Source organism: Dactylosporangium sp. NPDC051484 (assembly GCF_040689395.1).
Classification (GTDB): Bacteria; Actinomycetota; Actinomycetes; order Mycobacteriales; family Micromonosporaceae; genus Dactylosporangium.
Window position 1 is genome coordinate 22,618 of sequence record NZ_JBFAZX010000030.1, and the last position, 10,561, is coordinate 33,178.

Genomic DNA, 10,561 nt, shown 5'->3' on the forward strand with positions numbered 1-10,561 from the left:
GCGGCCGGGCGGCCAATAGCATCGACGCGATGCTCGAAAGCCTGCGCTCCGTCTGGGACGAGCCGAGCCCGGCCGATCCGCCCGCCCGGATGTGGCGCGACTGGGTGCTCGCCGGTGGCTTCGCGCTGGCCGTCGCCGGCGAGGTGCTGACCCGGCCCGAGCTGCCGTCTCGCTGGTTCGCGGGCGGCGTGGCGCTCGCGGTACTGCCGACGCTGCTGTGGCGGCGCACCCGGCCGCTGCCGGCGGTCGCGGTCGCGTTCGGCGCGTGCGGGCTCGCGCCGCTGGCGACCGGGCACGACCTGGGCCTCAACTCGTTCGTGTTCGTGCTGTTCCTCGGCTACGCGCTGGCGCGCTGGGGATCCGTGCGCCAGGCCGTCGTCGGCGCCTCGATCATCGTGGCCAAGCTGCTGTTCTCGCTGTCCATGGGGTTCGCGGGGCCGACCGACACGGTCGGCGGCTTCGGGGTCCTGTTCGCGGTGACGGCGCTGGGGGCGGCGCTGCGCTACCGGGCCCGAGCCCGCCTGCGCGAACTGGACCAGGTGAAGCTGCTCGAGCGCGAGCGGCTGGCCCGCGACCTGCACGACACGGTCGCGCATCACGTATCGGCGATGATCATCCGCGCCCAGGCCGGCCTGGCCACCGCGCCGGTGAACCCGCACGCGGCCACCGACGCGCTGAAGGTCATCGAGGCCGAGGCGTCGCGGGCCCTGGCCGAGATGCGCGGCATCGTGCGGGTGCTGCGCACCGACGGACCGGCCGAGTTGTCACCCACCCCGCGCGTGGCGGACCTGCGCGGGCTGGCCGGGCAGCACCGCGTCGGGCCTGCGATCGCCGTGGAGATCTCCGGCGACGTCGACGACCTGCCCGCGCCGGTCGGCACCGCGATCTACCGGCTCGCGCAGGAATCGGTCACCAACGCCCGGCGGCACGCCCGCAACGCGACCCGCATCGAGGTCAGCGTCGTGGCCGACGAGGCGTCGGTGCGACTGCGGGTCAGCGACGACGGCGAGACGGCCCCGGCGCGCGCGGGCGGATTGTCGAGCGGGTTCGGCCTGGTCGGCATGGCCGAGCGCGCGGGGCTGGTCGGCGGCACCTGCGAGGCCGGCCCCGGCCCGATCCGCGGCTGGACGGTCACCGCGATCCTCCCCCGCGCCTGAGCGGGGAGACGCGCCCCGGACAGCACGGTCGGGCCCGCCGAGCAGGAAACTCTCCTGGCCGCGCCTATCCTGGCGACGTGGCCGCGCAATGGACCCTCTCGGATGCCTGGATCTTCTCCGCCATCGCGGGAACCGGTCCCGACGACGGCTGCACGCTCACCCAGATCATCGCGGCGGCGGACGCCATCAACCACGCCATCCCGACCGAGGCCGAGTTCATCCAGGCCGTGCCCCGCCTGATCGCCGCGGATCTCGTCGGCGCCCGGCCAGAGGCCGACCGCTACTGGCACACCCCGGCCGGACGCGAGCTGCACCGGCAGCGGATGCAACGCCGCGGCCTCTTCGGCTGGGCTGAAGCGATACCACCGGCGCTACGCGAACTCGGCGACCCCCAGGACACCGCGTGGTCACTGCCCCCGGGCGCGTTCGGCCGAGCGGTCCAGGGATGGCTGCGGCGGTGACGGTCCGCGGCGGCGGTGTGGTCAGCCGGCGATGATCCATTCCCCGGTGGCGGGGTTGATCATGCCGTGCCGGACGGCGGTCGTGGCGGCCTCCAGGCGCGAGTGGGCGCCCAGCTTGGCCAGGACGCTCTGGATGTGGCAGCGGGCCGTCGTCTGGGCGATACCCAGCATCCGGGCCAGGCCGGCGGTGTCGACGCCGCGGACCAGCGCGCTGAGCGCCTGCCGCTCGCGGGGCGTGAGGTAGGAGGCGAGGAAGCGCTCGGCCGACCCGGCGTGCCGGGGTGCGCGTGCCGCCGCGGCCCGCCGGGGCAGCATCGACTCGCCCGCGTGGACGCGGTCGAGCAGCGTCACGATCTCGGCGACCGGCTGACGCTTGTCGGCGACGCCGCGGACGCGGAAGGTGTGGGCGGCCGACAGCAGTTCCTCGTCGGTCTGGCTGCACAGCAGCACGATCCGGCTGCGGGGAGCGGCGGCGCGCACGTCGCCCAGCCACTGCACGCCGGTGTCGGCGCCGTAGCACACGTCGAGCAGACAGAGGTCCACCTCGTGGGCACGCAGCGCGGCGACCGCCTCCGTGGGGTGGTGGGTGACCGCGACGACGTCCTTGCCGTGGGTGCGCAGCAGGTGCGCCAGCGCGTCGGCGAAGACGACGTGGTCGTCACAGATCAGCAGCCGCACGTGCGCCGCCCGTCACCGGGCGCCGTCGGCAGCCGCAGCCGGATGCAGCAGCCGCCGAGCCGGCCGCGACGGCACTCCAGATGCCCGGCCCACGCCGTGGCGACCTCCTGCACGATGCCGAGCCCCAGGGAGGCGAGCCCGGGCTCGATCGCGCCGAACCCCGGGCCGTTGTCCTCGATCTCGGTGACGCTCCACCCGTCGGCGGCGAAGACGCGGATGTCGACGCGGCCGGACGCGCCCGTGGCGCGCAGGGCGTTGCCCAGCACGTTGCGCAGCGCCCGCCAGAGCGCCAGGCGGTCGACATACGCCCACGCCTCGCCAGTGGTCAGCCGGATGTCGGCGGTCGAGCACAGCCGCATCGCCTCGACCACCTCGGCGGCCACCAGGTCCAGCCGGAGCGGCCGGGCGCGCTCCGGCGCACTCTCCCCGTACGCCCGCTGCAACTGCTCGAGCCAGCGGGCCTCGCCGAGGATCTGCCGCGCGCGCTTGCGGCTCTCCTCGCCGACGTCGGGTGCGGTCGTGAGCAGCGAGGCCAGCATCGTGATGGTGCCGAGCTCGTGGTGCATGTCGTGGCTGAGCTGGCGGCGGCGGAGCCGGTCCCGCTCGGCGCCGTCCAGCTTGGGTCGCACGCCGAGCCCCGGGCCGACGGTCTTCGGTGCCGTCTGCGCGATGGCCTGATCCGGCAGTCGTGGCGATATGAGCACTCTCGTTCCCCCCGAGATACGGCCGCGGGTCCCGTGACCGTCCCCCGACCGTCGCGCCGCCGCCCCGTACCAGCCTGAACTCTAGTCCATGCATCCGCGCGGCGGGGCGATGCGGCGTTTCCGCGCATGACGTACCCTCCAGCCGGCGCAGCGCCGGCTACGTCGTGCGCGTGATGCGGAAACGGGCCGGGACGCCAGGATCGTGGTATGCCTGCGCTCACCTTCCTCGGCCATGCCGGCCTGCGCGTGCAGGCGCGCCGGTTCCGGCTGCTCGCCGATCCCTGGTTCGCTCGTACCGGTGCGTTTCTCGGTGCCTGGCACCAGTTTCCCCGCAACGACCACCTGGACCGGCCCGGCCTGCTCGACGTGGACTGGGTCGCGGTCTCGCACGAGCACCTCGACCACATGGACCTGTCCGTCCTGTCGCGGCTGCCGCCGCACGCCCGGGTGCTCATCCCGCGCTATCCCGGCCCGGCGTTGCGCGAGCGCCTGCGCGCCGCCGGCGTGGCGAGGGTCATCGAGCTCGAGCCGTGGCGGCCGTTCCCGCTGGACGACCAGGGGTCGTGGATCGCCGCCATCCCCGAGCAGTCGCCGATGTGCCACGACTCGGCCCTGCTCATCGTCGCCGACGGGCACGCGGTCCTCGATTGCAACGACGCCCGGCTGACCGCGGCGCAGGCGCGCCGCGCGAAGCACCTGGCCGGCGGCCGGCTCGACGTGATGACCGTGCAGACCGCGGGAGCGTCCTGGCACCCGATCTGCTACTCGTACCCGCCCGAGGTGCGGGCCCGGATCGAGGCCGAGAAGCGGATCGGCAAGTTCCGCGCGGTGCTGCGCCTGGTCCGGGCGACCGGGCCGGAGCTGGCCGTCCCGTTCGCGGGCCCGGCCTGCTTCCTCGACCCGGACCTGCTGGCGTTCAACGACTCGATCCGCGCCCCGGGCGTCTTCCCGGACAACGAACAGGCCGCCGCGTGGCTGAGCGAGCATCTGCCGGCGCAGCGCTGGGCCTGCTTCCGGCCGGGCGACGTGCTCGACCTGGCGACCGGCGCGGTGGTGCCCGATCCGGTGTCCGCCCGGTTCAGCTACACCGACGGGCTGGAGGAGTACCTCGAGCGCTACGCCGCCGACCGGGCCGCCGACCTGGAGCTGGTACGCGCGGCCGCCCCCGAGCCCGGTCCCGGCTTCGGCGCCGTCTTCGCCGCGCACTTCTCACGGCTCGGCGCGCTGTCGCCCTACTTCCTCGAGCGGATCGGCATGACGGTGCGCTTCCGGGTGACCGGCCCGAACGGCGGCGACTGGGACGTGCGGCTGGACGCCGACGGCGCCCGGGTCGACCTCGCGGGCCGGGCGACGGCGCCGGAGTACACGTTCACGGTCGCGGGGCGGTGGCTCGCCGCGGTCCTGTCCGGCTCGATCTCCTGGGAGGACCTCCTGCTGTCGCTGCGGCTGAGCGCGCACCGCGATCCGGACCGCTACAACGACTACCTGATCGGGCTGCTCAAGCACGCCGAGGAGCAGGCACTACGGGCCGTCGAGGCCTACGAGACCGGCCGCGACCAGGACGAGCGGATCACGATCCCGGTCGGCGAGCGCGTCTTCGAGGTCGGCCGGTACTGCCCGCACGCCGGGGAGGACCTCGCCATCGGCGCCGTCGTGGACGGTACGACGCTGCACTGCCTGGCCCACAACTTCGCGTTCGACCTGGAGACGGGCGAGTGCCTCAACGCGCGCTGCGACCCGCTCGCGGTCAGCGCTGCGCGACGGGGCGCCCCAACAGGTGCCGGACCGTATCGGCCAGCACCCTGAGGGTGGCGGCCAGGGTCGGGGCGGCGAGGAACGCCGCCTCGATCGCGGTCCGTGCCGGGACGATCCGGGTGAGGTACCCCTGCGTCGTGCCCTCCTCCGCGACGCCGAGCACGTCGGCGTCGCGGAGGCGCACCTGGGCCGGTCCGGTCAGCCCGGGCCGATGCTGGAGCACCCAGCGGCACTCGGGCGGGTACTGCCGGGCGAGCGCGGGGGTCTCCGGCCGCGGCCCGACGAGCGTCATCTGCCCGCGGACCACGTGCCACAGCTGCGGCAGCTCGTCGAGGGACGTGCGGCGCAGGAAGGCACCGAGCCGGGTGATCCGGGGGTCGCCGGCCGTGGTGAGGTCCGGCCCGGGCGCCCCGGTGCGCATCGAGCGCAGCTTGTACAGCACGAACGGGCGCTCCCGCTCGCCGAGCCGGATCTGGCGGAACAGCGCCGGCCCGCGGCTGTCCAGCCGCACGGCCAGCATCAGTATCAGCAGCGGCACGCCGGTCAGCAGCAGTCCGGCTCCGCCGACGAGCAGGTCCAGCAGCCGCCGGGCCGGCCTCAGGCGGGTTTGGGCCGGGGCGGGCCGGGTGCGGTCTTCGGTCGTCATGGCTCAACCCGTCCCGGCAGCGAGGAACACGTCGGTGAACACCTTGGCCAGCATCGCGAGATCGGTTTGCAGGTCGGTCTCGAGCGACGAGGGCGACAGGTGCGTGAACAAGCGGGCCCCCGCGGTGCGCCGCCGCAGCAGCCCCTCCCACAGGGCGTTGCCGCGCAGCCCCGGGTCGAGCAGGCGGTACGTCTCGCCCTGGTACTGCTGGCGCCAGGTCCACACGTCGACGGCGGCGGCGCCCTGCTGGCGCGGGATGTCGACGAACGTGGTGAGGCTCGGCCCGGCGTCGGTCCCGGCGTATGCGCCCGGATGGGCCAGGGCCTTGCGCGCCTGCAGCGTCGCCAGCCCGTCCCAGCCGCGCCGCTTCGCCTCCGCCCACGCCGCCCGCTGAGCGGTGTCCTGGTCGACGCCCCAGCCGCGGTACGTCGCCGGCGCCAGCAGCCCGGTCGAGAGGTCCATGACGTCGACCCGCCGGGAGCGCAGGTACCCGTCGACGGCGTCGGCCGTCAGCTGCGGGTACTGCGCGCGGGCCTGACTGGCGCAGGCCGCCGCGCCGCCCGGGGGCGCGGGGCGGCCCGGCAGGCAGCCCAGCTCGGGCACCAGGAGGTCGACGAGCAGCCGCTTGCCGGGCGCGGCCGCTTGCAGCGCCTCGGCGGCGGCGTCGAGGAACCGCTGCACCCGCTCCGCGGAGTCGAGCCCGTCGCGGTAACCGAGCTCGTCGGCGATCTTGATGCCGGCCACGCCGGGCCGGGTCGCGAGCCGCGCGATCGTCGCCACGGCGCCGCGGAACGAGTCCGGCCCGGCCAGCCAGCGCTTGACCAGGTCCGACTCGAGCCAGACGGTCAGCCCGAGCTGGTGCGCGGTGCTCACCGCGGCCGCGTACCGGTCGCCGCTGGTGCCGACGACCGGCTGCTGCGACGGTGCCCAGGACGCGACGGGCGCTCGGTGCGGACTCGACGCCGGCCGCAGCGCCAGCGCGGTGCCGGCGGCGGCCAGCAGGACCCCCGCCGCGCCGATCAGGATCGTTCGTGTTCTCACGGTTCACTCCTGCGGGTCAGGGCGAAGCACACCAGCAGCGTCGCGACGGTCAGCAGGTAGGCGACGCTCGACGCGATGGCCGCGCCGACCACCCCGTGCCGCGGGATCAGCAGCAGGTCGCCGGCGACGGTGGCGGCGACCCCGATGCCGACGGCCAGCGAGGAGAGCCCCGGCCGCCCGACGCCGTACAGGTAGGCGGTGACCACGCCCGCCACGCCCTCGCCGATGAGACCGCCCAGCAGGATCCACACGGGCACCACGGCGCCGTCGAAGTCGGCGCCGTACAGCAGGGGCAGCAGGGTGCCGGCGGCCAGCGCCAGCGGGATCGCGGTCAGCGCGGTCAGCCCGGCCGCCGGGGCGAGCAGCGCCCGGGTGCGGGCCCGGGCGTCGCGCCCGTCCCGCGCGGCGAAGGCCGGGTAGAGCACGTAGTTGACCGCCTGACCGGGCAGCCGCAGCAGCTCGGCGTACTTGCTGGCGACCGCGTAGACGCCGAGCGTCGCGGGGCCGGCCAGCGCGCCGAGGATGGCGACGTCGAGGCGCAGGTTGACCAGCGCCAGGACGCCGCCCAGCTGGCCGCGCCAGCCGAAGCCACAGATCTGCCGGCCCAGCCGGTGACTCGGCCGGTCCCATCCGGCGAAGAAGCCGAGGCGGCGCAGGCGCACGACGATGACGACCGCCACCGCGACGTCGGCGACGACGAGGGCCCACAGCAGCGTCCAGACACCCGCGCCGAACGGCAGCAGGGCGAGGTACAGCGGCAGGAAGGCGGCCTCCTCACCGACGATGGCCGCGTTGGCGCCGGGCAGGTCCCCGGATCCTTGCAGCAGCGCCTTGCCGACCGCGACGAACAGCTGGCTGAACACGGCCACCGCCGCGGCCGCCACCATGGGCGTGCCCCAGGACCGGAAGAACACCAGGTGCAGCACCGGGGTGAGCGCCAGCCAGCCCACCGCGGCGGCGGTGGCGCCGAGCCAGGTGAGCGCGACGAGGGTCGGGCGCAGCCGCGGGTCGGCGGAGCGGCTGCCGAGGAAGAACGGCGCGGCGCCCGGCAGGCCGGCGGCGGCGACCACGCCGGCCAGCCCGGGCAGCACGCGCAGCAGGGTGAACCCGCCGACCAGGTCCGGCCCGCCGGTGCGGGCGACGAGGACGGTGGCCGCGGCGAGGGAGATCAGGGCGCCGAGCCGGGCGACCAGGTTGCCGGCGACGAGCCGCCGGGCGCGCACCCGCCGGGGCGCTGGAGTGACGAGCGCGGTCATCGCCGCCTCCCGGACAGCTCGAGGGCGGCGATGAGCCCGAGCAGGGCCCAGACGTGACGAAAGTGCAGTACCTCGTAGATGAACCCGGACAGGCCGATCGCGACCGCCGCCGCGGCGAGCAGCTCCGGCCGGGGCACGACCACGCGGTGCTGCGGCCCCACCCCGTCGGCCGCGCTGATCCGGCGGGCCCGGACGGCGACCGCGGCGACGAGCAGGGCGAGCGCGATCCCGCCGAGCGCGCCGCGTTCGAGGACGGCGGCGAGGTAGTCGTCGTGGGCCTCCTTGACGTAGGGAGCCTGGCCGGCCCGCAGCGTCGCCTCCGTGCTCGCCGGGCCGATGCCGAAGGGGTGCGGTGTCTCCAGCCACAGCCGGGCGGTCTCGGCCGCCACGGTGGAGCGGCTGCCGCTGCTTTCCGCCTCCCGGCCCAGCGAGTCGCGAATCCAGGGGGAGGACTGCTCGGTCCGGTCCACCCAGCCGGTGACGTCCGCCGTGGACACGACGGTGATGGCGCCGAGCGCGAGCACGGCGGCGGCCGCCAGCGTGACCGTCGCCCCGCGCCGGCGGGCCAGCGCGAACAGCCCGCCCAGGGCGGTCGCGACCAGCATGGCGAGGATCCCGCCGTTGGACAGGGTCAGCAGGACCGCGGTGACGACGACGGCGCACGCGAGCCGGCGTGCCCAGGTGCGCCGCGGGCGGCGAGCGGCCCGCATGACCAGCAGCGCGCACACGAAATAGCTCGCGGCGAGGTTCGGATCGCCAAGGGTGAGGGAGGCGCGGATGCCGTCGCGCTCGGTGATGCCGCTGAGCCAGGGTACCCCGGCCAGCTCGCCGATGATCATCAGCGCGGCCCAGCCGGTGGCGCTGTACGCCCAGGCACGGCACAACACGTCCAGCACCCGGTGGTCCCGGCCGATGGTGGCGATCACCGCGGCCCAGGCGAACACGAACAGGTCCTGGGCGAGCGCGACCGTGCCGCGCCAGACGACGCCCGCCTGCCCGCCGTTGACCGTGGCCGCGACCGCGCCGGCGGCCATCGCCAGGCCGACCGGCAGCGCGTACGGCAGGCGCACCGGCAGCGCCAGCGCCGATGCTCGGACGGTGCCGGCGAGCATGGCGGCGAGCAGCGCCAGGTCGACCAGGCCGCTGTTGCCCGGCCCGGAGGGGCGCAGCAGCGGCAGGCTCACGACGGCCGCCGAGACGAACACGTGCAGCAGCCGCCAGCGCGCGGGCCGCACGGCCACCGGCCCGGGGCGCGGGCCGGCGGCGGTCGCGGCGGTGGTGGTCGCGGTCACCGCAGCGCCCCGGCCGCGTCGGTCACGCCGGTCGGTTCGTCCCCGTGCGATTCGTCCCCGGGCGCCACAACGCCCGGACCGGGCGGCGCGGGCGGCTCGGCCGGGCCGGCCCCGCCGCCCACGAGCTGGACGAGCAGGTTCAGGTGGTCCCGGGCGAAGCCCGGATGGTCGGCCGTGGCGGCGACGTCCGCGACCCCGGCGAGCAGCACGTCGCGCCAGCGTCCGCGGTCGGCGCCGAGCCGCTCCAGGGCGCCGGACAGGTGCTCCCGCACCAGCTCGCCGAACCAGCCCCGCCCGGCCGCCGCGTGGGCGATGCCGGCGCCCCACCGGTCGGCGCGCAGGCCGCGGTGACCGGGCACGCGGGCCCCGGGGGCCACGTGCCGGTCGAGGTACAGCGCGTAGCTGACGGCGAAGCGGGCGACGTCGCGCAGCGGCTCGCCGGCCGACCGGCCGCACTCCCAGTCCACCACCCCGACGACCCGCCCCCGGTCGACCAGCAGGTTGCCGAACCAGTAGTCGCCGTGCACCACGGTCCGCGGCGTGCGCTCGGCGGCGAGGCGACACGCCGCCGCGGCCAGACGCGGGTGCGCTACCGGGAGGCCCGGATGATCCGGGAACCGGCGCCGGATCGCGTCGAGGGCGTCGGTCAGCAGCGTGACCGGGGCCGGCGGGCCGGCGGTGCGCCGCTGCAGCTCGGCCAGCCAGTCGCCGGCGACGCGGAAGTCGGCCCCGACGCTGCGCCGCCGCGCGGTGTGCCGCCAGCCGTGATAGCCGACCGCCATCGGCGTGCCCAGCAGCGCCGTGCACGCCAGCGCGGGCAGGCCGCGGTAGCCGAGATAGCCCAGTGGCCGGGGCAGCGTCGTGGCCAGCCGGCCAAGGCCGAGCTCGGCCAGGCGCCCCAGGAACGCACCCTCCCGCCGCACCACCCGCGCCGCGGCCATGGTGGTCGGCACCTTGACGACGAACGAGGGCCCGTAGTCGTCGAGCAGGATCAGGGTGAGCTTCGCGTTCGGGTCCCGCGAGCCGGCCAGCAGCACCGTCCGGGTGCCCGGCCGGCGCAGCAGCCGGTCCAGCCGCGGCGGCTCGGGCGGCGGCGGGCCGGGAATTCCCGCGGCGGCCGGCGCGGCCGGCGTCGTCATCGTGCCCCGATCACGAGCTGCTCGCCGGCCGGCACCCGGGCCAGCAGCCCCGGGAAGCGTCGCACCAGCCGTACTGCCGTCCACAGTGGAGCGTGCAACCGGCGCACGCCGCTGGGCACGGTGAGCACGCAGCGCGCGGTCCAGCGCAGCGAGCCGGGCGTCACCTGGGTCAGCGTGACCGGCTCGGCCAGCGACGGCAGGGCCACGTACTCGGCGCGGATGCGCATCCCGGCGCGCCGGGCGACCCGGCGCAGCCGCCGTCCGCCCACGAGCACCACCTGGGTGCCCGCGGGCAGGGCGCGGACCTGCCGCACCGCGTCCCTGCGCCGCGCGACGCGCACCACCACCGCGCCGCGCGGCACCAGCAGGCACCAGCGCTGGTCGAGGGCATGCGCACCGTGCGGCGCGTCGCGTTGTAGAGCCGGCATCGGA

Annotated in this window: 11 protein-coding genes; 3 read left to right on the forward strand and 8 right to left on the reverse strand. The window is 75.9% G+C overall.

Annotation, left to right across the window (positions count from 1 at the left end; all coding sequences use genetic code 11):
* The first annotated feature begins 29 nt into the window (after positions 1–29).
* Both AB0367_RS32095 and AB0367_RS32100 read left to right on the forward strand, forming a co-directional pair.
* Positions 30–1,157: a histidine kinase gene (locus AB0367_RS32095; RefSeq protein ID WP_366230224.1), complete on the forward strand. Its 1,128-nt coding sequence runs from the start codon at positions 30–32 to the stop codon at positions 1,155–1,157.
* A 77-nt stretch (positions 1,158–1,234) separates the two neighbouring features.
* On the forward strand, positions 1,235–1,618 hold the full coding sequence (locus tag AB0367_RS32100; protein ID WP_366230225.1) for a hypothetical protein: 384 nt from the start codon (positions 1,235–1,237) through the stop codon (positions 1,616–1,618).
* Between the two features lie 21 nt (positions 1,619–1,639).
* Here AB0367_RS32100 and AB0367_RS32105 read toward each other — a convergent pair whose 3' ends face one another.
* The gene (locus AB0367_RS32105) at positions 1,640–2,296 is read right to left on the reverse strand and encodes a response regulator transcription factor (RefSeq protein ID WP_366230226.1); all 657 of its coding nucleotides are present in this window, start codon (positions 2,294–2,296) and stop codon (positions 1,640–1,642) included.
* Complete coding sequence (locus tag AB0367_RS32110; RefSeq protein WP_366230227.1) at positions 2,284–3,000, reverse strand: sensor histidine kinase; 717 nt, start codon at positions 2,998–3,000, stop codon at positions 2,284–2,286. The genes AB0367_RS32105 and AB0367_RS32110 overlap by 13 nt, the downstream gene beginning before the upstream one ends.
* A 207-nt stretch (positions 3,001–3,207) precedes the next feature.
* Here AB0367_RS32110 and AB0367_RS32115 point away from each other — a divergent pair, with 207 nt between their 5' ends.
* Positions 3,208–4,806: a Rieske 2Fe-2S domain-containing protein gene (locus AB0367_RS32115; RefSeq protein ID WP_366230228.1), complete on the forward strand. Its 1,599-nt coding sequence runs from the start codon at positions 3,208–3,210 to the stop codon at positions 4,804–4,806.
* Here AB0367_RS32115 and AB0367_RS32120 read toward each other — a convergent pair.
* Genes AB0367_RS32120 through AB0367_RS32145 form a run of 6 tightly spaced genes read right to left on the reverse strand, consistent with a single transcriptional unit; the run spans position 4,748 to position 10,557 of the window.
* Positions 4,748–5,401: a sugar transferase gene (locus AB0367_RS32120; RefSeq protein WP_366230229.1), complete on the reverse strand. Its 654-nt coding sequence runs from the start codon at positions 5,399–5,401 to the stop codon at positions 4,748–4,750. The two genes, AB0367_RS32115 and AB0367_RS32120, sit on opposite strands and share 59 nt — an antisense overlap.
* Before the next feature lie 3 nt (positions 5,402–5,404).
* On the reverse strand, positions 5,405–6,442 hold the full coding sequence (locus AB0367_RS32125) for a hypothetical protein (RefSeq protein WP_366230230.1): 1,038 nt from the start codon (positions 6,440–6,442) through the stop codon (positions 5,405–5,407).
* Positions 6,439–7,698, reverse strand: a complete 1,260-nt coding sequence (locus AB0367_RS32130) for an oligosaccharide flippase family protein (RefSeq protein ID WP_366230231.1) — start codon at positions 7,696–7,698, stop codon at positions 6,439–6,441. The genes AB0367_RS32125 and AB0367_RS32130 overlap by 4 nt, the downstream gene beginning before the upstream one ends.
* A complete protein-coding gene (locus tag AB0367_RS32135) occupies positions 7,695–8,990 on the reverse strand; it encodes an O-antigen ligase family protein (RefSeq protein WP_366230232.1) in 1,296 nt (431 codons plus the stop codon). The genes AB0367_RS32130 and AB0367_RS32135 overlap by 4 nt, the downstream gene beginning before the upstream one ends.
* On the reverse strand, positions 8,987–10,129 hold the full coding sequence (locus AB0367_RS32140; RefSeq protein WP_366230233.1) for a phosphotransferase: 1,143 nt from the start codon (positions 10,127–10,129) through the stop codon (positions 8,987–8,989). The genes AB0367_RS32135 and AB0367_RS32140 overlap by 4 nt, the downstream gene beginning before the upstream one ends.
* Complete coding sequence (locus AB0367_RS32145; protein ID WP_366230234.1) at positions 10,126–10,557, reverse strand: hypothetical protein; 432 nt, start codon at positions 10,555–10,557, stop codon at positions 10,126–10,128. Before AB0367_RS32145 ends, AB0367_RS32140 begins: the two co-directional genes overlap by 4 nt.
* Positions 10,558–10,561 lie beyond the last annotated feature (4 nt).

Coding starts and splice junctions, on each gene's coding strand:
- AB0367_RS32095 (WP_366230224.1), top strand. CDS start 30: ATGCTCGAAAGCCTGCGCTCCGTCTGGGACGAGCCGAGCCCGGCCGAT.
- AB0367_RS32140 (WP_366230233.1), bottom strand. CDS start 10,129: ATGACGACGCCGGCCGCGCCGGCCGCCGCGGGAATTCCCGGCCCGCCG.
- AB0367_RS32120 (WP_366230229.1), bottom strand. CDS start 5,401: ATGACGACCGAAGACCGCACCCGGCCCGCCCCGGCCCAAACCCGCCTG.
- AB0367_RS32145 (WP_366230234.1), bottom strand. CDS start 10,557: ATGCCGGCTCTACAACGCGACGCGCCGCACGGTGCGCATGCCCTCGAC.
- AB0367_RS32130 (WP_366230231.1), bottom strand. CDS start 7,698: ATGACCGCGCTCGTCACTCCAGCGCCCCGGCGGGTGCGCGCCCGGCGG.
- AB0367_RS32115 (WP_366230228.1), top strand. CDS start 3,208: ATGCCTGCGCTCACCTTCCTCGGCCATGCCGGCCTGCGCGTGCAGGCG.